Origin of the sequence: Bacteroides sp. NGMCC 1.200775, assembly GCF_040798045.1 — a bacterium.
GTDB lineage: Bacteria > Bacteroidota > Bacteroidia > Bacteroidales > Bacteroidaceae > Bacteroides > Bacteroides hominis.
On record NZ_JASCQK010000005.1, the window covers coordinates 340,995 to 367,024 of the forward strand.

General features: G+C 44.8%; 21 protein-coding genes. 10 read left to right on the top strand and 11 right to left on the bottom strand.

Going from position 1 to position 26,030, the window contains the following annotated elements:
• From QK890_RS15215 to QK890_RS15260, 10 genes are all read right to left on the bottom strand, one after another.
• Complete coding sequence (locus QK890_RS15215; RefSeq protein ID WP_005779278.1) at positions 1–1,296, bottom strand: FtsW/RodA/SpoVE family cell cycle protein; 1,296 nt, start codon at positions 1,294–1,296, stop codon at positions 1–3.
• Between the two features lie 58 nt (positions 1,297–1,354).
• Complete coding sequence (gene murD, locus QK890_RS15220; protein ID WP_032540404.1) at positions 1,355–2,689, bottom strand: UDP-N-acetylmuramoyl-L-alanine--D-glutamate ligase; 1,335 nt, start codon at positions 2,687–2,689, stop codon at positions 1,355–1,357.
• Positions 2,690–2,829: 140 nt separating this feature from the next.
• Positions 2,830–4,098 (bottom strand): phospho-N-acetylmuramoyl-pentapeptide-transferase, encoded by a 1,269-nt coding sequence (mraY, locus tag QK890_RS15225; protein WP_005779275.1) that lies wholly within the window; start codon positions 4,096–4,098, stop codon positions 2,830–2,832.
• An 84-nt stretch (positions 4,099–4,182) separates the two neighbouring features.
• Positions 4,183–5,640, bottom strand: coding sequence for a UDP-N-acetylmuramoyl-L-alanyl-D-glutamate--2,6-diaminopimelate ligase (locus QK890_RS15230; protein ID WP_022012504.1), 1,458 nt, complete (start codon positions 5,638–5,640; stop codon positions 4,183–4,185).
• A 17-nt stretch (positions 5,641–5,657) separates the two neighbouring features.
• Complete coding sequence (locus tag QK890_RS15235; protein WP_032531123.1) at positions 5,658–7,757, bottom strand: penicillin-binding protein; 2,100 nt, start codon at positions 7,755–7,757, stop codon at positions 5,658–5,660.
• Positions 7,758–7,784: 27 nt separating this feature from the next.
• Complete coding sequence (locus tag QK890_RS15240) at positions 7,785–8,126, bottom strand: FtsL-like putative cell division protein (RefSeq protein WP_005779267.1); 342 nt, start codon at positions 8,124–8,126, stop codon at positions 7,785–7,787.
• Between the two features lie 28 nt (positions 8,127–8,154).
• The gene (gene rsmH, locus QK890_RS15245; RefSeq protein WP_005812144.1) at positions 8,155–9,069 is read right to left on the bottom strand and encodes a 16S rRNA (cytosine(1402)-N(4))-methyltransferase RsmH; all 915 of its coding nucleotides are present in this window, start codon (positions 9,067–9,069) and stop codon (positions 8,155–8,157) included.
• A gap of 20 nt (positions 9,070–9,089) precedes the next feature.
• Positions 9,090–9,542, bottom strand: coding sequence for a division/cell wall cluster transcriptional repressor MraZ (gene mraZ / locus QK890_RS15250; protein WP_005812142.1), 453 nt, complete (start codon positions 9,540–9,542; stop codon positions 9,090–9,092).
• A 106-nt stretch (positions 9,543–9,648) separates the two neighbouring features.
• Positions 9,649–10,149 carry an HU family DNA-binding protein gene (locus QK890_RS15255; protein WP_005812140.1) on the bottom strand — a complete coding sequence of 167 codons (501 nt, stop codon included), beginning with the start codon at positions 10,147–10,149 and terminating at the stop codon, positions 9,649–9,651.
• A 361-nt stretch (positions 10,150–10,510) separates the two neighbouring features.
• Entirely contained in the window at positions 10,511–11,017 is a 507-nt protein-coding gene (locus QK890_RS15260) for an RNA polymerase sigma factor (RefSeq protein WP_005779258.1), read from the bottom strand.
• 203 nt (positions 11,018–11,220) lie between these two features.
• Between QK890_RS15260 and QK890_RS15265 the strand changes: the two genes are divergently transcribed.
• From QK890_RS15265 to QK890_RS15285, 5 genes are all read left to right on the top strand, one after another.
• Positions 11,221–11,556, top strand: a complete 336-nt coding sequence (locus QK890_RS15265) for a hypothetical protein (RefSeq protein WP_227559914.1) — start codon at positions 11,221–11,223, stop codon at positions 11,554–11,556.
• Positions 11,557–11,619: 63 nt separating this feature from the next.
• Positions 11,620–13,779 carry a TonB-dependent receptor gene (locus tag QK890_RS15270; protein WP_367627437.1) on the top strand — a complete coding sequence of 720 codons (2,160 nt, stop codon included), beginning with the start codon at positions 11,620–11,622 and terminating at the stop codon, positions 13,777–13,779.
• Complete coding sequence (locus QK890_RS15275) at positions 13,776–14,264, top strand: DUF4625 domain-containing protein (RefSeq protein ID WP_005812125.1); 489 nt, start codon at positions 13,776–13,778, stop codon at positions 14,262–14,264. Before QK890_RS15270 ends, QK890_RS15275 begins: the two co-directional genes overlap by 4 nt.
• A 264-nt stretch (positions 14,265–14,528) precedes the next feature.
• Positions 14,529–15,347 (top strand): 1-acyl-sn-glycerol-3-phosphate acyltransferase, encoded by an 819-nt coding sequence (locus QK890_RS15280; protein ID WP_005812123.1) that lies wholly within the window; start codon positions 14,529–14,531, stop codon positions 15,345–15,347.
• 30 nt (positions 15,348–15,377) lie between these two features.
• Positions 15,378–16,391 (top strand): GNAT family N-acetyltransferase, encoded by a 1,014-nt coding sequence (locus QK890_RS15285; protein ID WP_005822786.1) that lies wholly within the window; start codon positions 15,378–15,380, stop codon positions 16,389–16,391.
• Here the strand turns inward: QK890_RS15285 and QK890_RS15290 are convergent.
• Positions 16,363–17,691: a deoxyguanosinetriphosphate triphosphohydrolase gene (locus tag QK890_RS15290; protein ID WP_032531048.1), complete on the bottom strand. Its 1,329-nt coding sequence runs from the start codon at positions 17,689–17,691 to the stop codon at positions 16,363–16,365. The genes QK890_RS15285 and QK890_RS15290 overlap by 29 nt on opposite strands.
• A gap of 101 nt (positions 17,692–17,792) precedes the next feature.
• On the opposite strand from QK890_RS15290, the gene dut reads away from it, so the two are divergent.
• From dut to QK890_RS15315, 5 genes are all read left to right on the top strand, one after another.
• Complete coding sequence (gene dut, locus QK890_RS15295; protein ID WP_032541624.1) at positions 17,793–18,227, top strand: dUTP diphosphatase; 435 nt, start codon at positions 17,793–17,795, stop codon at positions 18,225–18,227.
• A 30-nt stretch (positions 18,228–18,257) separates the two neighbouring features.
• Positions 18,258–20,015, top strand: a complete 1,758-nt coding sequence (locus tag QK890_RS15300; RefSeq protein WP_367627438.1) for a tetratricopeptide repeat protein — start codon at positions 18,258–18,260, stop codon at positions 20,013–20,015.
• Entirely contained in the window at positions 20,012–20,599 is a 588-nt protein-coding gene (locus QK890_RS15305; RefSeq protein WP_005812113.1) for a DUF4292 domain-containing protein, read from the top strand. Before QK890_RS15300 ends, QK890_RS15305 begins: the two co-directional genes overlap by 4 nt.
• The gene (locus QK890_RS15310; RefSeq protein ID WP_005822790.1) at positions 20,596–21,909 is read left to right on the top strand and encodes a murein hydrolase activator EnvC; all 1,314 of its coding nucleotides are present in this window, start codon (positions 20,596–20,598) and stop codon (positions 21,907–21,909) included. Before QK890_RS15305 ends, QK890_RS15310 begins: the two co-directional genes overlap by 4 nt.
• 71 nt (positions 21,910–21,980) lie before the next feature.
• Positions 21,981–25,970 (top strand): two-component regulator propeller domain-containing protein, encoded by a 3,990-nt coding sequence (locus QK890_RS15315; RefSeq protein WP_367627439.1) that lies wholly within the window; start codon positions 21,981–21,983, stop codon positions 25,968–25,970.
• The last annotated feature ends 60 nt before the right edge of the window (positions 25,971–26,030 follow it).

The following is a 26,030-nucleotide window of genomic DNA, read 5'->3' on the forward strand; positions in this document are numbered from 1 at the left end:
TCACTCTTCGAATTTAGCATCACTGTTTAAGACTTCCGCTGTAGGCTCAGCTGCTGTTTGGGCTTCGCTTGCAACGGTTTCACTCCCTTCTTCTCCGGTAAGGAGGGGAGCGGGATTATCTTTTTTCTCTTCCAGATAAGCGGTATAACGGCTGACACTCAATATCATTCCGATATAGGCGCAGTTGATCAGGGTACTTGTACCTCCTTTACTGATTAGTGGTAAGGGCTGTCCTGTGACAGGAAACAAACCGACAGCTACCATCATGTTCAATATGGCTTGTGATACCAGCATCAAGGCGATTCCCATGACAAGGAATGCCGGAAATGTACGTTCACATTTCTGGGCGATTCGGCCTGTTCGAACCAACAGCCAGATGTAGAGAATAACCACAAAGGCTCCTCCTACCAGCCCCAACTCTTCAATGATAATGGCAAAAATGAAATCAGAGAATGCCTGACTCAGGAAATCGCGTTGAATTGAGTTTCCCGGAGCTTTACCTATCACGTTACTGGTAGCAATGGCTATACGTGCATGGGCTATCTGGGCATCTTTGTCAATATCGAACTTTGCAGCCGGTACTTCCTCTTTCTCAGTGAAGTTGGTGATACGGCTTTTCCAGGTATCAAAGCGGTGGAGGAACGGAATGTCGGTGTCTTTAGGTATGGCCAGCAGGAAGATTACTCCCAGACACCCAGCCAGTGCCAGTCCGCCTAATAACATAGCTAACTTTTTGAAGGCGACACGCCCGATGAACATCATCAATACTACGACCCCGAACAGCAGCATAGCTGTCGAAAGATTTTCCGGAGCAATGAGCATGCACACCAGTCCGGTCAGTATCATTATATATTTAAAGGCTTTCGGATTGGCTCCTTCATCATCCTGTTTTTTGGAAAGAATAAAGGAAACCGCAATGATTACTGCCATCTTGGCCAGTTCCGAAGGTTGAAACTGTAATCCCATAAAACTCATCCAGCGGGCGGCCCCATTTACACGGTCGCCTGTGATGACTCCCATCAATGTGACGAAAGCTAACAACACTACCGAAATGGGGTACAGGAAGACCGGGAACACCTGAAACCATTTATAAGGGATGTTGTGCATCAAAACCACCACGATTGCACCGATCATCAGGATGATGGAATGCTGTGTGATGGGTCCCCAGTGATCACCACTTTTATAAGTCAGTGTACTGGCAGCACTAAACACCTCTATAATAGAGATGAGGCAGAGGCAAAGGAAAATGATCCAGATTACCTTATCACCTTTGAATATGTTCTTTAATAAATCCACGGCTTTTAGTTTTTAGCTCTTAGGAGTCCTGCCTTTTTAAAGCTCAGAGACTCTTATTTCATAATTCTCTTACATACTTCTTAAATTGGTCACCACGGTCCTCATAACTCTTAAAAAGGTCGAATGAAGCACAGCACGGGCTTAACAATACCGTTTCACCTTTTTTTGCCAGTTTGTAGGCTGCTTCTACAGCATCCTTCATACCGGTTTGTACTTCTGCTACGGGAAGTCCCAGGCGATCGAAGAACTCATGGAGTTTTTCGTTGTGCAATCCAAGGTAAACCAATGCCGAGCATTTTTCCCGAACCAGCTCCTCTATTTCCGTATAATCATTCCCTTTATCTTTACCCCCGAGGATCAACACTGTTTTGGTGGTCATACTTTGCAGAGCGTACCAGCAAGAGTTGACGTTGGTTGCTTTGGAGTCGTTGATAAAATCAATCCCCCGTACACGTGCTACTTTTTCCAAACGGTGCTCTACTCCTTGAAAATCGCTGAGCGCCCTTCGTATATTCTCTTTGGTAATGCCGGCCAGATTTGCAGAAATCCCGGCAGCTAAAGAGTTATAAAGGTTATGTTGTCCCGTCAAAGCCAATTGTTCCTGCTCCATGTTGAAGGCAATTGGTGCGGTAATCACTACTTCATGGTCTTCTACATAAGCGATAGACCCTTCTTCTTTAATTGCCGAGAATGGATACAGATGGGCACAGATGCCGTGTTTATCCAGTTCACGTTTGATGATAGGGTCATCATTCCAGAAGATAAAAGCGTCTTCTGATGTCTGGTTCTGTGTAATACGGAATTTTGCGTTGATATAGTTCTGCATGCAGTGATCGTATCGGTCCAGATGGTCTGGTGTGATATTCATCAGCACGGCGATATCCGCACGGAACTTATACATATTATCCAGCTGGAATGAACTCAGTTCAATTACATAATAGTCATGCTCCTCTTCCGCTACTTGTAATGCCAGGCTCTTACCAATGTTGCCGGCAAGTCCCACATTTAATCCGGCACTTTTAAAGATGTGATAGATAAGTGAGGTCGTAGTTGTTTTTCCGTTCGAACCGGTGATACAGATCATCTTTGCATCAGTGTATCTGCCGGCAAATTCTATTTCAGAGATAATGGGCGTACCCTGCTCTTTCAATTTCAGAATTAGGGGGGCGTCATTAGGAATTCCGGGGCTCTTCACCACTTCATCTGCATTCAGAATCCGTTCTTCTGTGTGCTGGCCTTCCTCCCAGGCAATGCCATGGCTGTCAAGGAGAGTTTTATACTTATCCTTGATGGCAGACATATCCGATACAAAAGTATCGAATCCTTTTACTTTTGCCAGAACGGCTGCTCCCGCACCGCTTTCACCGGCTCCTAATACTACAATTCTTTTCATGATTTTTAGTTATGGTTTATCAACCGGAGTTTTGTGTACGGTTGGTAAATCCTTTGTCTCTATGCTACAAGTTTGAGGTTCATACTCAGTGATCGGCAGCAGGCACTTGTAGCTTGTAGCCTGTTACCTGTCACTTTGGGTTATCTTATCTTTAGTGTTATAATCGTAATGGCTGCCAACACGATGGTTACAATCCAGAAGCGGACTGTAATCTTGGATTCGTGAAACAGTTGATCCGGTTTTGTAAATTTCACACTGCATCCCGGTTCCACCAGGCTCATCGAAGTGCGGAAATGGTCATGTATCGGTGCCCGTTTGAAAAGACGTTGTTTTACCCCTTTTCTTTTGCCTGCTTTATAATAGAAGCGTTGCAGGAGTACTGACAGGTTCTCAACCAGGAATATACCACAGAGAATCGGAATCAGCAATTCTTTGTGAATAATAATAGCAAATACTGCGATGATTCCTCCAATGGTCAGGCTGCCTGTATCACCCATGAATACCTGTGCCGGATAAGCATTGTACCATAAGAAACCGATTAATGCGCCGATAAAGGCACATATAAAAATTACCAATTCTTCACTTCCCGGAATATACATGATATTCAGGTAACCGGCGAATTCAATATGGCTCGATACATAGGCCAGTATACCCAGTGTCAGTCCGATGATGGCTGAATTGCCTGCTGCCATACCATCCATACCATCATTCAGATTGGCACCGTTGGATACGGCTGTTACGACGAAGATAGTGATAATGACAAACAAAATCCATCCGGCCGTTTGGGCATGTTCTCCCATGAAGCCCACAAGGTCTGCATAGTCCAGGTTGTTGCTTTTGAAAAATGGAATCGTGGTCTGGGTTGATTTCAGGTCGTGGGTACCATGTATCACTTCGATTTCGTTTTCTGATTTCTGAATCTCTATATTCTCGCGGATTACTACATTAGGGCTCAGATATAGAGTCAGTCCGACAATCAGCCCGAGTCCCACTTGTCCGATGATTTTGAATTTGCCATGGAGGCCTTCTTTATCTTTCTTGAATATCTTGATATAGTCGTCCGCAAACCCCAAAGATCCCAGCCATACAGTAGTTATCAACATCAATATCATATAGATGTTATGCAGTTTTCCCAGTAATAAACAGGGAATCAGAATTGCTACAATAATGATCACACCTCCCATACTGGGTACGCCTACTTTATTAACCCCAAACGGATCGATCTTAGCGTCACGCTGCGTTTCGGTGATTTGTTTCCGTTTCAGCAGATTGATGAATTTGTCTCCCCAGATACTGGAAATGAGTAGCGCCAGGATGACAGCCATCAATGCCCGGAACGAGGTGTACCCAAACATTCCGGCACCCGGAAAGTTGAGTTTATGTAGCCATTCAAACAAGTAGTATAACATAACTTTATTTACAATGAGACGATTTATGGTTTACGATTGAAGGAATCAGGCATTTGGCATCGGAATTACTTCAATCATTGTCCGTTAAATAGTCAATGAAAAAATCTCTTTTAAAACCTCTTTATCATCAAAGTGATGTTTCACTCCTTTGATTTCCTGATAATTCTCGTGTCCTTTTCCGGCAACCAGAATCACATCTCCTTTTTCAGCAAGCATGCAAGCTGTGCGTATAGCTTCCTTACGGTCTGCAATGCTCAGTGTTTTTTTCTTGTCTTCGTTGTCCAGTCCGGCCAACATGTCGTTGATGATGTCCTGTGGCTCTTCGAATCGTGGATTGTCTGAGGTGATGATAACCCGGTCGCTTCCCTTGGCTGCTTCTTTTGCCATGATGGGACGTTTGCCTTTATCCCGGTTGCCACCGGCACCGACTACAGTAATCACTTTGCCCTTTCCTTCAAGCACTCCATGTATGGCGTTCAAGACGTTGACCAAAGCATCCGGTGTGTGTGCATAGTCTACGATCGCTGTATATCCTTGCGGAGAGCGTATGGCATCGAAACGTCCGGCAACAGGATGCAACGTACTAAGTGCAACCAATACCTCCTCTTCCTTCTTACCCAGTAAAACGGCGGCGCCGAATACGGCCAATAAATTCGAAGCATTGAATCTTCCTATAAACTGCACTGCGAGCTCATGGTTGTTGAAGTCAAGAAGCATTCCCTCAAAATGTGACTCCAGTACTTTCCCTTTGAAGTCACTCAGGCTGCGGAGAGAATACGTGTATACTTTCGACTTCGTATTCTGCGTCATCACGAGTCCGTTTTTGTCGTCCAGATTGGTGAGGCTGAAAGAACTTTTAGGCAGTTCATCGAAGAATTTCTTTTTTGCTTTCAGATAATTCTCTACTGTTTTATGGTAGTCCAGATGATCGCGTGTCAGGTTCGTAAAGATGCCGCCGGCGAACTTCAGTCCGCTGATTCTTTTTTGCGCGATGGAGTGCGAACTTACTTCCATGAAAGCATATTTGCAGCCTTCGTCTGCCATACGTCCCAAAAGACGGTTCAGCGTAATCGGGTCAGGAGTAGTGTGTTCGGTAGGGATGGCTTCATCGTCTATATAATTGCATACCGTAGAGATAAGCCCCACTTTGTAACCGAAATACCGGAATGTATTATATAATAAGGTGGCAATCGTCGTCTTTCCATTTGTACCGGTGACACCCACCAGTTCCATTTTCGAAGTCGGGTCTCCATAGAAAGCCGTAGCTACTTTACCAACAGCATCTTCACTATCGGTTACCTGAATGTAGGTAATTTCTTCGTTTAGTTCTGCAGGTAACTCTTCGCAGAGAATGGCTATGGCCCCTTTCTCAATTGCTGCCGGGATATAGGCATGTCCGTCGGTTTGTGTACCGCGCATGGCCATAAACAAATGGCCGGACCCTACCTGTCTGGAGTCGATGTCAACTCCGGTTATTTCGATATCCTGATTTCCGGTTATTTTTACCGGATGGATAGATGTTAGAATCTCTTTTAATTTCATACCTTAATCTATAATAATCAATTCAGATGGATACTGATGGTTTGTCCTTTCTTTATTGTAGTACCCTGGGGCAACGATTGGCTTCTCACTTTGCCAACTCCCGACAGAGCCACTTTCAATCCTTTGCTTTCCAGCAGGTAAACAGCATCTTTGGCTCCCATGCCGATAACGCTGGGTACAAAGTTCCGTAATTGTTCCTTTCCCTGCAGGATCACTGCTTTGGGAGCTGCCTGTGCATGTCCCCAAACTTCTTTATTCTTTTTAGTTTTAAACTCTGCCTGAGTCTGAATATTCAATCCTTCCAATACTTGTCTGGCCTCTGTCATTTCGCCTGCTTTAACATCGGGAATCACTACCGTATTGGTATCGATTGCGTTCCGAATGTCCAAACGTAGGTCTTTGGCATACACTCTTTCGGCAATTTTGCTGAAAACGCTACCGGCCATCAAGCCTCCGGAGGCAGGAGGATTTGGCTTTTGTATGGAAACGATACAGCTATACTTTGGAGCTTCTGAGGGAAAGTATCCGCAGAAACTGACCAGATAGTTCACTCCTCCCGATGTATATCCGGCAGCACCTTGTGAGATCTGCGCCGTACCCGTCTTACCCGAAACGGCAAATTGTTTGGAGCCTGCCGGGGCTGCCAGACCTTCATGCACAACCTTATAAAGAATCTCCTGTATTTGTTTCAGGGTCCGTTCCGAACAGATTCTCGGATTGATAATTTCTGTCGGATATTCTTTCACTATTTCACCATTTTTTATGGCTGCTTTCACAAATTTGGGACGCACCATAACACCGTTATTGGCAATGGCATTGTAGAAAGTAAGGATATTCATCGGTGGTACCTGGGTCTCATAGCCGATGCTCATCCACGGCAGAGTAGTTTTTGCAAAGTAACGCTCTTTCGGACCTTTGATATTAGGCTTACCTTCTCCGGCTATTTGCAATTGGAGAGGCTGATCGATACTCATTCGTTTCAGTCCGTCGACAAACTTTTGCGGGTTACTACCATAATATTTATCAATAATGCTGGATGTACCCACATTTGAAGATACTTCCAGTATTTGTGTAACTGTCAATGGACCATATCCGCCTTTGCGCCAATTCCAATCTTTCATGGGACGACCGTACATCATCTTGACACCATTGCCTGTGTCTATTACATCTTCCGGTGTGATTTTACCGTCTTCAAGTGCCACCATGATAGAAGCTGTCTTAAAGGTAGAACCCGGCTCGAGCATATCACTGATGGCATTGTTTCTCATTTCATAATAGTTGCCGTCTCCGGCTTTCATCATGTTTACGATGGCTTTAACCTCTCCGGTCGCTACTTCCATCAATACGGCTACTCCTACTTTGGCATTCAGCTCTTTCAGTTTATCGGTCAGGGCCTTTTCACAAATATCCTGCATGCCTACATCAATCGTAGAAAGAAGGTCACAACCATCTACCGGAGGAATATCTACAATATTCAGGTATTTATTCATCACTTTTTGCCGGTGGGTAATCCCGTCATGCCCCTTCAGTATGGAGTCAAAAGCTAACTCTATGCCATTCTTGGCACCTTGGGCGGTGTCAGCATATAAGTCCCCCAGTGTGCGGGCTGCAAGTGAACCAAAAGGTTTTTTTCTTTGGTTATAAGCTAACTCGTGGAAACCGCCTTTGTATTTATTCAGGTTGAATACCGGCAGGCGTTTGGCTTCTTTATATTGGATGTATGAAATACGTTTTGGATAAATCAGATAGTTGCGACTTCCCTGTTTCCGTCCTTTTTTAAGGTGCGCTTTAAATTCCGAAGCACTTTTATCAGGGAATATCTTATGGAGTCCTGCACATATTTCGTCCAGATGATTCATCAGCATGGTGTCCTTCTTTACTCCACCGGCTTTGAAATCCATATAAATGCGATATTCCGGCAGCGAACTGGCCATTAGTTTGCCGTCGGAAGAGATGATGTTTCCGCGGTTGGGCTTTACCGTTACATTCTCTTTGACGAAACGGTCGGCCACATCCTGCCAATATTGACGTTCGGCAAACATCGTGATGCCTGCTTTGACAACAATGGCTACTCCAATCAATCCCATCAGCAGGATGACGAAGAAGTAACGGGTCATTATATTTTTCTTGTTTACAGCCATCTTTTATTTCGTTCTGATTAAATAAGGTGGATTGGTCGATGTCTGCAAATCACTTTCTTTGGTGGATATATAGTCCTCTATTCGTGACTGGCGGCTTTTTTCCATCAGTTCCGAACTTCGGGTCAGTGCATCGTATTTGATGTCAATCAGCTCTTTTTTCAACTTGTCTATTTCGATTTGCTGTTGCTGGCTTGCGTAACGATTATGAATGTAGAAAATGACAAGCACCATAATCAGTACCAGCAATTTAGTCTGGCGGCGAAAAAAATCCGTTGCCAGAATATCACCTCCCAGAATACTTTTCAGGGAATTGCTTTTCTTCTTTTTTGCTTCTTTATCTTCCATTTCACTTCTCTTATTTCACTCTGTTCTCTTACTTCTTTTCGGCTATTCTCAGTTTGGCACTGCGTGAACGCGGATTGCGTGCTATCTCTTCTTCATCGGGCACAATTACTTTGTTGTTTACCAGGCGGAAGGGAGTTTGCAGGTTGCCGAAAAAGTCCTGCGTTGTTTTACCTTCTACATTACCGGTTTTCATGATGTTTTTCACCATGCGATCTTCCAAAGAGTGATAGGTGATTACCACCAGCCGTCCTCCTGGCTTCAATGCTTCTGTTGCTGCCATCAGCATTTCCTTCAGTGCTTCCATTTCCTGGTTTACTTCAATGCGGAGTGCCTGAAATACCTTTGCCAATTCTTTCTTTTCGCGTTCGCGTCCGAAAAGCGGTTTCACTACTTCAAGAAATTCACCGATCGTTTCTATTTTCTGTCCGCTGCGTGCTTTGACTATGACGGAAGCCAGTTTGCGGCTGTTTTTCAGTTCACCATATAGGTAAAAAATATCTGCCAGGCGTTCTTCTTCGTATGTATTTACCACATCGGCCGCTGTGATGCCTGCACGCTTATTCATGCGCATATCCAGTTTTCCGTCAAAGCGGAAAGAGAATCCCCGTTCACTGTCATCGAAGTGATGTGAAGATACTCCCAGATCAGCCAATATGGAATCTACTCCTTCAATATCGTGGTAGCGCAGAAAATTATGCAAATAACGGAAATTGCTCCGTACAAAAGTGAAGTGCGGGTCGTTTACAATGTTACGTTCGGCATCCTCGTCCTGATCGAAACCCAACAGGCGTCCGCCGTTTCCAAGACGCGAAAGTATTTCGCGGGAATGTCCTCCCCCGCCGAAGGTAACGTCTACATACGTCCCGTCCGGGGTAATGTTCATGGCATCTACGCTTTCCTTCAGCAGTACCGGTACATGATATGTTGTTTCTTCTTCTTTCATTTTACCTCTTTGTTCGTTGTTCACCGTTCTTCTTTCATAATTTCCTCCAGGGCTGCACCAAATGCATCGGGGGGCATAAAGGGCATTTCCGTACGTTCCTTAGCCCATATTTCTATCTTGCTGTCTACACCGATAAAGCGCACGTCGCTTTGTATGCCGGCTATTTGCAGATAGCGTTTGGGTATTAATATCCGCCCGTTTCCGTCTATCGTGATAATTTCTACATCACTGACGAATTGGCGGAAGATAAGTTGGTGGTTAGCGTTCCATTTATTTAGTCGTTGCCGGAGTTCATTCAGCTCTTCATTCCAGACTTCTTCCGGATAGAGTACCAAGCAGTCTTGAAATACGTCTTTGCGCATGATGAGCTTGTCTTCAGAACCGGCTTGTAGCTGCCGTCTGAATTGGGCGGGGATAAAAACTCTTCCTTTCGCGTCCGCCTTAGCTTCAATATTGCCTAAAAAACGTATCATTTCACCTTATTATAATAAGCGACCGTAAAAGTAGGTATTTCCCCACAATTCCCCACAATTTTCCACCAAAAACTTTCGGAGAAGTTTTCAACCGATTGTTAATTGCTTATTCGTCTGATAATGAATTATGTTCGGAGATGCTTTGCTGGTGGGGGATAGAGTCGGTTGTATCCTTCCCGGAGCCGTTTTGTGGCTTTGTGGGCTTCCGTCCGTATTTTAGTTGCAGACTGACAAAATCGGTTTTCCTCACGTTGTTCAGGAAAGTCGGGGCGGCTTTGAAGCAAATGCGGGATACCCATACTTTGTTGGCGGTACATTCTTCCGGTTTATCCACCGCTTCACTGGTGATGCTGGGATAAAAATTGCCCAATCCATCGATAGAAACGGTGCGGCCTTCCTTCAAGTGGGCGGCAATAATGTCCGATAGTTGAGTAAGTGCAGAGAGTACGTCTCCGTTTTGAAGAGAACTTCTTTCTGCGAGCTGATTAGCAATCTGTACACTGTTTACAGGCTTTTTCTGTAAAGCTCGTGTTGTGGCATAATATCGTTCTTTGACGACACCTTTACTTTTGTCTACTTTCTTGGTAACTGCGTAGTTGATGGACATTAGTACTTCGTTTTTTTTATGTGTATACTTTCTCTGTCTTTCTCTTATTGTGTTAATCTATAACATCTATATCTAATGATTAAAAACATCCGGATGTTTATGGATAAAACATCCGGGTCTTTTATAGAATAACATCCGGATGTTCTATATTAATACATCCGGATGTTTTTAATCATAAATTTTAAGCAAAGATATGCTAAAGTGAGAATATTAGCAAGGAAATACGGGACGTTTCTTTGTTTTATGTTTCAAATGGTGCGAAAGAAAAGGAGCAGGAAAAGAGAATCTCTCTTCCTGCTCCTTGATACACAACTAAAAATCTGCACTAAAATGATTTATTGAAATCGACAATGTATGTGGCCTATTGTCTAAAGTCTTTCAGTTCTTCCTGTAGACGCTGGCGAGTGAAAAAGATGCGGCTTTTTACTGTTCCGAGCGGCAGGTCCAGTTTCTCGGCTATTTCTCGGTATTTGAATCCGGAAACATGCATGGAGAAAGGTACTTTATATTCTTTGGGTAATGAATTGACAATGCGGTGCATTTCTTTCAAGTCATAACGGCTTTCGGTGCTGTCGAATCCGGACTCTTGCGGAAGGCTCAGGTGATAGAGGTTATCGGTCTGATCTACAAAAGTCTGATCGCGTACCACTTTACGGTAGTTGTTAATGAAGATGTTGCGCATGATAGTGTACATCCATCCTTTAAAGTTAGTGTCGGGAGTATATTTATCTTCGTTATCTAACGCTTTAAGAGAGGTTTCCTGCAACAAATCGTTTGCTTCTTCACGGTCGGTTGTTAGTTTGTATGCAAAGCGAAGTAGTTCTTCCTGAACTCCAATTAAATCTTTTCTGAAGCTTAAACTTTTCATAACGTTGCTTTTTAAATTGTGAATATTCGTTGTTTTTCGATGATGCAAGTTTACGGCATTTTTTTAATTGTGATGGGGGAAATTTAGGCTTAAAACAGGGCGAAAACTGTCAAATGATAGTTTTTAGGTGTATTTTGATAGTTTTTGGGTGTTTTTGAGACAAGAGGTTTTCTATCTTTGCGTCGGTTTAAATATGAATGGGCATGAGGAGAAATACTATACATAGGATTTGGCTTGCATGGATGTTGCTGATGACATTCATGCCCTTGTCCGTCGTGAAGGTTTTTCATAATCATTGCGATGAAACATCGGCAACCTGCACAAATACGCAGCCCGGGAAAACACATCACGCATGTGACACCTGTCCCATTTGCCAATTCATGCTTTCTCCATTCATCGAGACGTCTCCTGCTCTTTTGACTTATATACCTTTCTATATAAGATGGGAGACCGGAACTTTTCAGGATAAGAAGCTTGCTACTGCTTTTTATCCGCATTATCTTCGCGGACCTCCTTCCAATTTTCGTCATATCGTATAATTTTTCGGGCAGATATCTGTTGTTTGCCCGTTTATCAGTTTTATCTAACTAAAACGATTAAGTATGCGTATCGGATTTATTTCGGGTATGCTGGGTGGATTGTGTTTAACCTCCACCTTGCATGCCCAGGAGCCCGATTCACTGAAAGCTGTGTCCTTATCCGAAGTGGTGGTGACGGAGAGTTACCGACATCTGAAGAATAAGAATTCGACATGGCATATGGAGGTGGTAGGGAAGGAGTTTTTGCGTGAACACTTCACTGGCAATTTGATACAGACTCTTGGAACGATTCCGGGAATACATTCGATGGATGTCGGTTCGGGCTTTTCTAAGCCGATGATCCGGGGAATGGGATTCAACCGGATTTCGGTTGTAGAGAATGGAATCAAGCAAGAGGGACAACAGTGGGGAGCCGATCATGGGCTGGAACTGGATGCATTCAATGCAGGACAGGTGACTATCCGTAAAGGACCTGCTTCACTGCTCTATGGCAGTGATGCTATGGGAGGTGCTATTGAATTGGCTCCATTACCATTACCCACCAGTAACCAGTTGTTTGGTGAAGCGGACTTGCTGGGAAAATCTGTAAACGGAACGTTGGGAGGCTCGCTGATGCTTGGAATAAAGAAAGACGCCTGGTATACCTGGGCGAGATATTCGGAGCAGCATTTTGGCGATTATCGTATTCCGGCAGATACCATTGTGTATCTTACCCAACGGATGCCTGTCTATCACCGGAAACTGAAAAACACGGCAGGTTTTGAGCGAGATGTCAGTTGGACAGCCGGTTTCAGGTATGGACGATACAAGTCTTCCTATTCAGTAAGTAATGTTTTTCAGAAAACCGGTTTCTTTCCCGGAGCACACGGTATTCCTGATATATCGCGTTTGCAGGATGACGGGAGCAGCCGCAATATAGAACTACCTTACAGTCAGGTGAACCATCTGAAGGTATCTGCCCAGCAGAGCTTCTTGTGGGATCGATCGGCATTGATATGGGATATCGGCTATCAGAAGAATCATCGTGAGGAATGGAGCCGGTTTCATACCCATTATGATACTCAGCCTGTTCCGGAGAAGGATCCTGACAAAGAGTTGGCTTTTATATTGAATACTTATAGTTCGGCTGTTAAGTTGAAGTTGTTTGGAGCTGCTTCGTGGCAACATATAGCAGGTTGGGATATACAGTATCAGAGGAATACCATTTCCGGATATTCATTTCTTTTGCCTGCTTACCGGAGATTCACCACAGGGGCTTTCTGGATGACAACTTACCGTCCGAGTCCTGCTTTGTCAGTCAGTGGGGGCTTTCGCTATGATTACGGAAAGATAGATGCATCTGCTTATACTGATCCTTATCTTGCGGTTTATCTGCGGGAGCAGGGATATGATGATGATTTTATCCGGAAATATGAGTGGCGTAGCTATGCTGTCCATCGCCATTTTGGTGACTATTCCGGTTCGCTGGGAGTGGTGTGGACCCCTTCCGGAGGACACATGCTTCAAGTGAATATCGGGCATAGTTTCCGCTTGCCGGGGGCCAATGAACTGGCATCGAACGGTGTTCATCACGGCACTTTCCGTCATGAACAGGGAGATGCGGCTCTTTCGTCCGAGCGTGGTTGGCAACTGGATGTCTCGTATACCTATGAGAATGGTCCGTTATCGGTCAATTTCTCGCCATTTATCAGTTGGTTCAGCAATTACATCTTTCTTCGGCCTACCGGAGAATGGTCGGTGTTGCCCCATGCCGGACAGATTTACCGTTATACCGGTGCGGAAGCGTTGTTTGCGGGTGGTGAGGTGACAGTGGGAATTGACTTTTTACGTCATTTCAACTATCGTATCAGTGGAGAATATGTCTATACTTATAATTGTGACGAACATATTCCTCTGAGTTTTTCCCCTCCGGCTTCCCTTCGCAATACGCTGACGTGGAGGTATAAAAACTTCAGTATTTATGGTGAGGTACAGCACATTGCCGCACAACACCGGGTAGCACGGAATGAGGATCCTACTCCCGGAGCGCAGTTACTGAATGCCGGGATATCCGCCAATCTCCGAATGGGAGGTGTATTAGCAGAAATTACTTTATCGGGTCGGAATTTATCCGATACCGGATATCTTAATCACCTTAGTTTTTACCGGAAAGTTGAAATCCCGGAACCGGGACGTAACTTTCAGATTTTAATTAAAGTACCATTTAAAAGTTTATTAAAATGAAAACCAGAATTTATTTATCAATAATCGGCCTGATGGCTTTTTCTTTCTTGTTTGTGTCCTGTTCAAAAGATGACGAAGGCGATACGGTAAAGCCCGTTATTAATCTGTTGGAACCTGAAGAAGGTGCAGTGTTGAAGATCGGAGATGCTAACGGAGTGCATTTTGAGATGGATATAGCTGATAACGAAGCAATTGCTTCCTATAAGATTAATATTCATAATAATTTTGACGGCCATTCGCATACCAGAGCTTCAGAAGGAGGAACAACCAAACCTTTTGCTTTTGAGAGAACATATACGGATAAGGCAGGCCAAAAACAGGCGCGTGTACATAACCATGACATTAAGATACCGGCAGATGCCACTCCGGGAAATTATCATCTGATGGTATACTGTTTGGACCGGTCTGGTAATGAAACTTACGTAGCACGTAATATCGTATTAAGTACGACAGGCGGTGTAGAGAGTGAGCATCACCATGATTAAGTGGAATACCTGAACCTGAATATGGACAGGGCCATACCGACGGATGGGAAGTTTAAACTCCCGTCTTCGGGCATGGCCTTCTTTTGTGTATTGTTCTTTATCGCTTGATTATTAGCACTCTTTCTTCTCTTTTTTCTTCTCCATTTTCTCATAAATCGCCTTCTTTTTCTTTTTTTGATAGGACAAAATCTGCATTTTCTACCGATTTATTGCGATTAATAAAAAAGAACAGTTAATTTTGCGCAATCATTTCATCTAAAAAGAATGGCTGACGACTCTTTATTTTTAATAGATATTGATAAGATACTTCAGACGAAAGCTCCGAAGCACTCCAAGTACATACCAAAGTTTGTCGTCTCCTATCTGAAGAGAATCGTTCATCAGGAGGAACTAAACGTTTTTCTGCGCGACTCAAAAGATAAAGTGGGAGTGGATTTTCTGGAGGCTTGTCTTGAGTTTCTGGATGCAAAGCTGGATGTGAAAGGACTGGAAAATATTCCGAAAGATGGTTTATATACGTTTGTGTCCAATCATCCGTTGGGAGGACAGGACGGAGTTTCTCTCGGGTATATTTTGGGACGCCGTTTTGACGGGAAGGTGAAGTATCTGGTAAATGATTTGTTGATGAATCTTCGCGGATTGGCACCCTTGTGTATTCCTATTAATAAAACGGGCAAGCAGGCCAAAGATTTTCCGAAGATGGTAGAAGCCGGATTCAAGTCGGATGACCAACTCATTATGTTTCCTGCGGGACTCTGTTCCCGGCGTCGGAATGGAGTGATCCGGGACCCTGACTGGAAGAAAACATTTATCGTAAAAAGTGTCCAGTTCCAGCGTGATGTGGTTCCTGTCCATTTTGAGGGTCGTAATTCTGATTTCTTTTATAATTTGGCTAATGTCTGCAAGACACTGGGGATCAAATTCAATATTGCTATGCTTTATTTGGCAGACGAGATGCTGAAAAATCGTCATAAAACATTTACTGTCACTTTCGGTAAACCCATTCCATGGCAGACTTTCGATAAATCGAAAACTCCGGCAGAGTGGGCACAGTATGTGAAAGATATCGTGTATAAACTGTAACAGATTAAGGAACAACTACTAACAAAGTATATGGAAGAAGTTATTGAACCGGTAAGCAAGGAGCTGATTAAAGCTGAGTTGACTGAAGACAAGCGGCTACGTATGACCAATAAGAGTAATAACCAGATATATATTATTACTTATCAGGATTCTCCCAATATTATGCGGGAGATCGGGCGTTTGCGTGAGATTGCTTTTCGGGCAGCAGGAGGCGGTACGGGATTATCGATGGATATCGATGAGTATGACACCATGGAGAATCCGTATAAACAATTGATTGTCTGGAATCCTGAAGCAGAAGAAATTCTGGGAGGTTATCGGTACATTCTGGGGACAGACGTACGTTTTGACGAGCATGGTGCGCCGGTTCTCGCTACTTCACACATGTTTAATTTCTCGGATAAATTTGTGAAGGAGTTCCTGCCTACGACTATTGAACTTGGACGTTCGTTCGTTACGTTGGAATATCAGTCAACCCGTGCCGGAAGCAAGGGATTATTTGCCTTGGATAATTTGTGGGACGGATTGGGAGCATTGACAGTAGTTATGCCGAATGTGAAATATTTCTTTGGTAAAGTAACCATGTATCCCAGTTATCACCGTCAGGGGAGAGACATGATTCTGTATTTCCTGAAGAAACATTTTGGGGATAAAGACGGACTCATTACCCCGATGAAACCGCTTGAGATGGAAACAGAAGAGGCGGAACTGGCGAGAATCTTCTGCAAAGATTCATTTAAAGATGATTATCGGATACTGAACGGTGAGATCCGTAAGCTTGGCTTTAATATCCCCCCTCTGGTAAATGCTTATATGAGTCTGAGCCCGACTATGCGTATGTTTGGCACGGCTATTAATTATGGATTTGGAGATGTGGAGGAAACCGGTATCCTGATTGCTGTAGACGAAATTCTTGAAGAAAAGCGCATGCGTCACATCGAATCGTTTGTTAAGAACGATCCGGAAGACTGCCAGATAACTTCCGGTGTAAATAAAGTTTTCACTCCGAAAGTGGTTACACCGCAGGAAGACTGTTCCCGTTAATTTTACGATAAAGATCCAGGGCAAAGACATCGGTCATGCCCGAAATATAATCAAGCACCGCCTGTACTCTTTCGTAGAGTGCAGGCGCTTTTATATTATATTGCCCTGATACGCGGTTAATAAGCAGCTGTGAATAGGCTTTCTCCGGCGAAGTGACAGCATCTATCATTAATTCAAGGAGCGTGTTGATGACCCGGAAACCTGCTAACTCAATGTCCAGTACGTCCCGTGAACGGTAAATCTTCTTAAACGATACTTCCGAGCAATGTTTGTATGCTTTTTCCGGACGCTCCGAGATGTGCTTGATAAGAGGTCCTTCAAATGTGCCGGAAAGGATTTCGGTTTCGTTATCTAAGAATGCCCGGGTACATTCCTTGATCAGCAGGCCAATGACAGAAGAACGGAGGTAGGCTATCTGTTCGTTTGTGTCGTTGACAATGTTGAACGTTTTACGAATACGTGATTGGCGTTCCTCTGTGAAATAAGCCAGAAGCAGCTCCTTAGTCTCTTCCGTAGTCAGGATTTTCAACTTGTGGGCATCCTCGATATCCATCATTTGGTAACAGATGTCATCGGCTGCTTCTACGAGGTAAACTAATGGATGGCGTACGTATTTTAATGGCTGATCACTAATCTGGATAAGTCCCAGTTCCGTTGCGATGCGGCGGAATCCTTCTTCTTCGGTCGTGAAAAAACCGAACTTGGACTTGTTTCCTGCAAGGCTCGATGAAAAAGGATATTTGACAATAGAAGCCAGGGTAGAATAAGTTAGTACGAATCCCCCTTTCCGGCGTCCTTCAAACTGGTGTGTCAATAAGCGGAAAGCGTTGGCATTTCCTTCAAAATGTGTCAAATCATCCCATTCCATCGGTGAAAGCTGATCTTGCAGCCGTGTTCCTTTACCTTCCGAGAAGAAAGTGGAAATCGCTTTTTCGCCGGAGTGTCCAAAGGGAGGGTTACCCAAATCGTGTGCCAGGCAGGCGGCAGAAACAATAGAGCCTATCTCCGGCAGAAAAGAGTCTTGTAATTGGGGTTGCCGTGTGAGGATCGCTTTTGATACATCATTGCCCAAAGAGCGTCCCACGCAAGATACTTCAAGACTATGCGTCAATCGGTTGTGAACAAATATACTGCCCGGGAGCGGAAAAACCTGTGTTTTGTTCTGTAACCTTCTGAAAGGGGCAGAAAAAACAAGGCGGTCGTAGTCCCGCTGAAATTCCGAACGGTTTTCCTGACGCTCCTCGTGAAACTCTTCCATGCCGAAACGTTTAGCTGAAATCAATCTTTTCCAGTCCATCATGATCTTTACAATTGGGTATTTGCACATTATTTAACTGCAAAAGTATGAATTTTAGGCTCAAATTGCGTATTTTCGCCCGTTAAATAGTAAACATACTGAATATGAACGTACAAGTAATCAATAAATCGAAGCATCCGCTTCCGGCATATGCAACCGAACTTTCTGCAGGAATGGACATCCGCGCTAATATTTCCGAACCGATTTCTTTAGATCCGATGCAACGGTGTCTGGTTCCTACAGGACTGTTTATCGCTCTTCCACAGGGATTTGAAGCGCAAATTCGTCCTCGGAGCGGACTGGCTTTGAAGAAAGGGATTACTGTCTTGAATTCTCCCGGAACAATTGATGCCGATTATCGTGGGGAGATTTGTATTATCCTGGTGAATCTTTCGGCTGAGACGTTTGTCATTGAAGATGGGGAACGTATTGCACAGATGGTGATTGCACGTCATGAGCAGGCGATGTGGCAAGAAGTAGAGATCTTGGACGAAACGGAACGGGGTGCAGGTGGCTTCGGGCATACCGGAAGAGGATAGAAGTTCGATTGAATCAATAATTGTAGTAAAATGAAGATAGATAAATTGCTTTTCGGAGTGCTGTTGCTTCTGTTTGCCTCCTGTGGTTCATCCCGTAAGGTGGAGAAACCGTCAGGGCAAGCTGCCGTTCAGGAGATAAAACTCGCTCCGGAGCAGCAACGTAAATATGACTATTTCTTTCTTGAAGCATCGCGTCTGAAAGTGAAAAAGGAGTATACGGCCGCCTTCGACCTGTTACAACATTGTTTGGCTATTAATCCAACCGGTTCGGCAGCTCTATACGAGATTTCCCAGTATTATCTTTTTCTTAAACAAGTGCCGCAGGGGCAGGAAGCATTGGAGAAAGCAGTTGCTTATGCTCCTGATAATTATTGGTATAGTCAGGCATTGGCCAGTCTGTACCAACAGCAGGATCAGAAAGAAAAAGCGATCGGAATACTCGAAAAGATGGCGACACGTTTTCCCGCTAAACAAGATCCGTTGTTCAACCTGCTCGATTTATATAATCAGAAGGAAGACTATGGCAAAGTTATTTCTACCCTAAACCGTATAGAGGAAAAAATGGGGAAGAATGAGCAGATTACAATGGAGAAGTTTCGTATCTATCTGCAAATGAAGGATGACAAAAAGGCTTTTGAAGAAATAGAGAGTCTGGTCAATGAGTATCCGATGGACTACCGCTATCAGGTGATTCTGGGCGATGTCTATATGCAGAATGGCAAGAAGCAGGAAGCTTATGATACTTATAAGAAAGTACTTGCCGCAGAACCGGACAATCCGATGGCATTGTTTTCATTGGCTTCGTATTACGAGCAGACCGGACAGAAAGAACTGTTTGAACAACAGATGGATACTTTGCTACTGAACCGGAAAGTTCCTTCGGATACAAAGGTGAATGTGATGAGGCAGTTTATCGTCCAGAGCGAACAGGAGGGAAAAGACAGTACACAGGTTATCGGACTGTTTGACCGGATGATGCAAATGGATATGGACGACGCGCAAATTCCGATGCTTTATGCACAGTATCTACTATCCAAAGGGATGGAGGCACAGTCTATTCCGGTATTGGAACAAGTAGTACAGATAGATCCTACCAATAAAGCTGCACGCATGACTTTATTAGGTTCCGCCATCCGAAAGAATGATTATGAACAGGTGATTAAGATCTGTGAGCCGGGGATTGAAGCAACTCCGGATGCCTTGGAGTTTTATTTTTATCTGGCTATTGCATATAATCAGGCCGAACGTTGGGACGATGTACTGGAAGTCAGCCTGAAAGCACTGGAACATGTCACTCCGGAGAGTGACAAGCAAATGGTCTCCGATTTCTATACAATTACGGGTGATGTATATCATACCAAAAAGTTGATGAAGGAGGCGTATGCAGCGTATGATTCGGCTTTGGTATACAATCCGTCCAATATCGGTGCACTAAATAATTATGCTTATTATTTATCGGTAGAGCGCAGGGATCTCGATAAGGCGGAGGAGATGAGTTATAAAACCGTAAAAGCCGCACCGAGCAATGCGACCTATCTGGATACTTATGCCTGGATTCTTTTTGAGAAAGGAAACTATGCTGAGGCCCGTATCTATATTGACGATGCCATCAAGAATACCAAACCGGAAGAAGAGAGCAGCGTGGTGTTTGAACATTGCGGGGATATCTATTTTATGACCGGTGACGTAGAAGGTGCCTTGAAATATTGGAAGAAAGCACTCGAACTGGGTACTGAATCGAAAACACTTAAACAGAAAATAGAAAAGAAGAAATACATTGCGGAATGAAAGGATGTATGTTTAAGAAATCTGTTATCAGACAGTCATACCTGCTGCCTTTACTACTTTTGGTAATGCTGCTTGCGGGTTGTAAAACATCGAAGGTTGTCAAGACCGCACCGGTGGAACCGGCTTACCTTTCGTCTAAGCTGCAGCTGACAGTGCCTAACAAAAACGGCAGTATTACTGTAAGTGGCAGTATGAAAATGAAAAGTGGCGAACGGATTCAGCTGTCTGTCCTGATGCCGGTGTTCCGTTCGGAAGTAATGCGCATGGAGGTCACTCCGGATGAAGTATTGCTGATAGACCGTATGAATAAACGTTATGTACGGGCAACCCGTGATGAACTGAAAGAGTTATTGCCTGAGAATGCCGATTTCGACCGGTTAGAGAAACTTTTGTTCAAGGCTTCCCTTCCGGGAGAGAAGAAAGAGCTTACAGGACGTGAATTGGGGATTCCTTCTTTGGAGAAAGCCAAAGTGAGACTGTCTGATTTTTCGACCGCCGAATTTGAGTTAATCCCCACCGAGGTATCATCCAGATATACTCAGGTGGCATTGGAAGACTTGCTAAAAATGCTGATGAAACTATGAACCGCTTTCTTTTGATTCTGGTAAGCTGTCTTTGTTTGACAACTGTTGTTTCAGCTCAGTCCAATAAACTGATTAAGGAGCTGGAGAGTAAGCGTGGTGCCTTGCAACAACAGATTGCGGAGACTGAGTCATTGCTGAAGAATACGAAGAAAGATGTAGGCAGCCAGTTGAACGGGCTTGCCGCCCTTACCGGACAGATAGAGGAGAGAAAGCGCTATATCATTGCCATGAACAATGACGTAGAGGCTGTCGGTAGAGAAATCTCCGGATTGGAGCGTCAGCTCAGAGGGCTTCAGCGTGACTTAAAAGATAAAAAGAAGAAATATGAGTCATCCGTACAGTACTTGTATAAGAATAAATCGGTTGAAGAGAAACTGATGTTTATTTTTTCTGCGAAAAGCCTTGGACAGACTTACCGGCGCCTCCGTTATGTGAGAGAATATGCCACTTATCAACGTCTGCAGGGAGAAGAGATCTTGAAGAAACAGGAACAGGTGAACCGTAAGAAGAAAGAACTTCAGCAGGTGAAAGCCGCTAAAGAAAACCTGTTGCGTGAACGGGAGGGCGAAAAGGCTAAACTGGAAGCACAGGAGAAAGAGAAACGTGAGATGGTGGCCAGCCTTCAGAAGAAACAGAAGGGGCTGCAAAGCGAAATTAATAAAAAACGGCGTGAGGCTAACCAACTGAATGCAAAAATCGACAAGCTGATCGCAGAAGAGATAGAGCGTGCCCGCAAGCGTGCCGAAGAAGAAGCTCGCCGGGAAGCAGCCGCCCGCCGGAAAGCGGCTGCCAAAGAGGACAAGACCTCCTCAACGGGAAGCGGCACTGCTCCGGCAAAGAAAAAGGCGGCGCCTCTGGAACGTTTCACTATGAGTAAGGCCGACCGGGAACTTTCGGGTAATTTCGTGAGCAACCGGGGCAAACTGCCGATGCCTATCACAGGTCCTTACATCATTACCAGCCATTACGGACAATATGCCGTGGAAGGGTTACGTAATGTGAAACTCGATAATAAAGGAATTGATATACAAGGCAAGCCGGGTGCACAGGCACGTGCTATCTTCGATGGTAAAGTAGCAGCCGTGTTCCAGTTGAACGGGCTTTTTAATGTACTGATACGTCACGGGGATTACATTTCGGTATATTGTAACCTCTCGTCTGCTTCTGTGAAATCCGGTGATACGGTAACCACCAAGCAGGCTATCGGTCCGATTTTCTCAGATGGCAGTGACAATGGGCGGACTGTCCTTCATTTCCAATTGCGCAGAGAGAGGGATAAGTTGAACCCCGAACCGTGGTTGAACCGGTGACGCTTTCATTGGGTAAATAGGCACATACAATAACAACAAGTCGTTTTTTAAATCTTAAATGAATACAACACATGCGAATCATCACTCTACTAATTACTTTATTTGCTTTGGGGATAACACCGTTACAGGCATTCTCCTATTTCTCTTTTAAGAAGTATCAGGTAGAAGACGGATTATCACATAACACAGTCTGGTGTGCCATGCAAGACAGCTATGGCTTTATCTGGCTGGGCACGAGCGACGGTTTAAATTGTTATAATGGGCGGGGCAACAAGGTTTACAGGAATATCCTGAATGATAAGTTCTCGTTGGAGAATAACTTTGTGCAGGCGCTTTTTGAGGAAGAGAATCAGAATATATGGGTGGGAACTAACTGGGGACTTTATATATATGACCGGGAACATGACCGTTTCAGCTATTTCGACAAGAAAACCCGCTATGGAGTCTTTATCAGCAGTGAGATTAAGAAAATCATAAAGACCGAGAGCGGATTGATCTGGATTGCCACTCTGGGGCAGGGATTGTTTGTCTATGATCCTAAGACCGATGTGCTGACACAAAACAGCCTTCAGACTTCTTTTGTATGGGATGTCTGTGAAAGTAACTCCCGCCACATTTATGCTTCCTCCTTACAGGAGGGCTTGCTTTGCTTCGATGAGAGCGGCAAATTTCTACAGTCTTATCCTCTTTTATCCGCGGGGAATAATCCCGATAATTACCGCATTAACTGTTTGCTCGATATTCGCAGCGATATTTGGTTCGGAGCCGGAAGCAATCTGCTGTATTGCCTGAACGAGCGCACCGGAAAGCTGGACAGTTATAATGCCTCCCATCTGAATTTCGGTGTTATCCGCTGCCTGCTGAGTTATTCGGAAACAGAACTTCTGGTAGGCACTGACAACGGGCTTTACCTTTTTGACTTGCGTGATAAAACTTTTTCGCGGATCGATAACCCGTCAGACCCCAGAAGCCTGAGTGACCAGTCGATCAATGCGATGATGCGTGATGCGGAAGGTGGAATCTGGGTACTGACCAATCTCGGAGGAGTGAATTATCTGGCTAAACCTACCAAAAGATTCGACTATTATCCTCCTGTCTACCGGGATGGAGGGGTAACTGCCGGGAAAGTGGTAGGTCCTTTCTGTGAGAATGCCGCAGGAAATATCTGGGTGGGCACTCGCGATGGTTTATGTTTCTTCGACGTGTCCACTCATCAGTTGACCGCTTATCCGATCGGTGGGAAAGCAGACAAGAAATATGACATACGCTCTTTGTTGCTGGATGGTGACCGTCTGTGGATAGGCACTTATGCCGAAGGGTTGAAGGTACTCGATCTCCGGACCGGGCATGTGAAGTCGTACAATCATCTGCAGGACACCCCGAACACGATTTGCAGTGACGATGTTCTGGCTGTCTACAAAGATCGCAGCGGAGATATTTTTGTCGGGACCAGTTGGGGGCTGTGCCGTTACAATCCTCAGGAAGATAACTTTTCAACCATCACTACGGTAGGATCGATGGTATCTGTGGTCGATATTCTGGAGGACATGTATGACAATTTGTGGATTGGCACATCCAACAGTGGGGTGTTCCGCTTTAACACACGAAACGGACACTGGAAACATTTCCAGCACGAAAGGAATGATTCGACTACCATTACCAACAACTCCGTGATTACACTGTTTGAGGACTTGAAAGGTACCATGTGGGTTGGTACGAACGGTGGAGGACTTTGTTCATTTGATCCGAAGACGGAGACATTCGTTGACTTTGATCCGGACAATACCATATTGCCCAATCGGGTCATCTACTCCATCGAGCAGGATAAGACGGGCGATTTCTGGATATCAAGCAATGCGGGACTGATAACGATTAACCCGATCACCAAGCAGCATTTCCGCCAGTTCACGGTCAATGACGGTCTACAAGGTAACCAGTTCACTGCCCAGTCATCTTTGAAGACGGCAAGCGGCAAGCTTTATTTCGGCGGAATCAGTGGGTTCAATTCTTTTGTTCCCGACCAGTTCATGGATAACCAGTACATCCCTTCTGTATATATCACCGAAATACGTCTGCCCTATACGACAGATGAACGGGTGGTACAGGATATTCTTCATCTGGAAGAGCCTCTTTATCGTGCCAAGACCATTACGTTGCCTTACGAATATAATACTTTCTCAGTTAGCTTCGTTGCCTTGAGTTACGAAGATCCGTTGAAGAACCGTTATTCCTACCGCTTGAAAGGGGTGGACAAAGAGTGGGTGGTCAATTCAGAACTGAATACGGCTTCTTACACCAATTTGCCTCCGGGCAAATATGTGTTTGAAGTAAGAGGCTCGAATAATGATCATAAGTGGAATGACCAGACTACCTCTCTCCTGATTGTAATCACGCCTCCATGGTGGCTGACTACATGGGCATACTGCATCTATACGCTTCTTCTGATCGGATTTGCCTATTATGCAGGCTGGCGATGGAACCGGCATGTGAAGAAGAAGTACAAACACCGGATGGAAGAGTATCAGACTGCAAAGGAGAAGGAAGTCTACAAATCAAAAATTAGTTTCTTCATCAATCTGGTGCACGAAATCCGCACCCCGTTGAGTCTGATCCGTCTTCCTCTTGAAAGGTTGCTGGAAGATAAACGGGAAGGACGGGATGCCAAGTACCTGTCGGTGATCGATCGGAATGTCAATTACCTTTTGGGAGTCACCAATCAACTGCTTGATTTTCAGAAGATGGAGAACGGCGGAGTACAGTTGAATCTGAAGAAGTGTGATATTAATCAGCTGGTAAGCGATGTTTATGGGCAGTTTACAAGCCCTGCCGAACTGAAAGGCATCTCGGTGATGCTTGATCTCCCGGAAGGTGAGATCTTTGCCTCGGTGGATCGCGAAAAGGTCTGTAAGATTATTGTCAACCTGATAGGTAATGCGGTGAAATATGCCCAGAGCCGTATCGACATTAAATTGGTATCTTCCGGTGAAGGTTTCCGGGTTTCGGTGAGCGATGACGGTCCGGGTATTCCGGATGGAGAGAAGCAGAAAGTGTTTGAGGCCTTCTACCAGGTGAAGGACGGTAAGTCGGGTGCGGTGGGTACAGGCATTGGACTGGCCTTCTCCAAGTCGTTGGCCGAAGCACATCATGGTACGTTAAGTCTTGAGGACAGCGTGTATGGCGGTTCTTCTTTCGTGCTCACTTTGCCTTGGGGCGAGGAGGTGGCTTCTGAAGAGCCCGAAGTGCTGATACCGGAAAGTCAGAATCCGGTTGCCGAAGGATCGGTTGCCGAGGCGCCGGGCAGTAAGTTTACCATCCTGCTGGTAGAAGATAACGTAGATCTGTTGAATCTGACGCGGGAGTCACTGAGCACCTGGTTTAAGGTCCTGAAAGCCCAGAACGGCCGGCAGGCGCTTGAAGTGCTTGCCAATGAAACGGTAGACTTGATTGTCAGCGACGTGATGATGCCTGAGATGAATGGTTTGGAGTTGACGGCTAAAGTCAAGACAGATATTGAATACTCCCATATTCCTGTCATCCTGCTGACGGCAAAAACTACGTTGGAAGCTAAGGTTGAAGGTTTTGAGTATGGAGCGGACGTGTATATCGAAAAGCCGTTCTCCATCCGCCAGTTGCACAAACAGATTGAAAACCTGCTGAAGTTGCGCCAGTCGTTCCATAAAATGATGACCGAATTGTCCGGCAACAGTGGAGCTTCGCCTGTCAGTCTCGTAGAATATTCCGTTTCGCAGAAAGATTGTGAACTGATGGCTAAAGTGCGGGCAGCCGTCGAGGCGCAGCTCTCTGATGAGCATTTCTCTGTCGACACATTGGCGGAGTCCCTCAATATGAGCCGTTCCAACTTCTATCGCAAGATAAAGGCACTGGCCGGCATGCCGCCCAATGACTATCTGAAGACGATCCGCCTGAACAAGGCTGCCGAGTTATTGAAAAACGGGGTACGCATTACTGACGTGTGTGAGCAGATTGGTTTCAGTTCTTCGTCTTATTTTGCCAAATGCTTTAAGATTCAGTTTGGAGTGTTGCCTAAGGATTATCATTGATCATCCTCTGCGATGAATAATATTTTACGAAACCATTTACTGAAGGATGGCTTGGCCCGG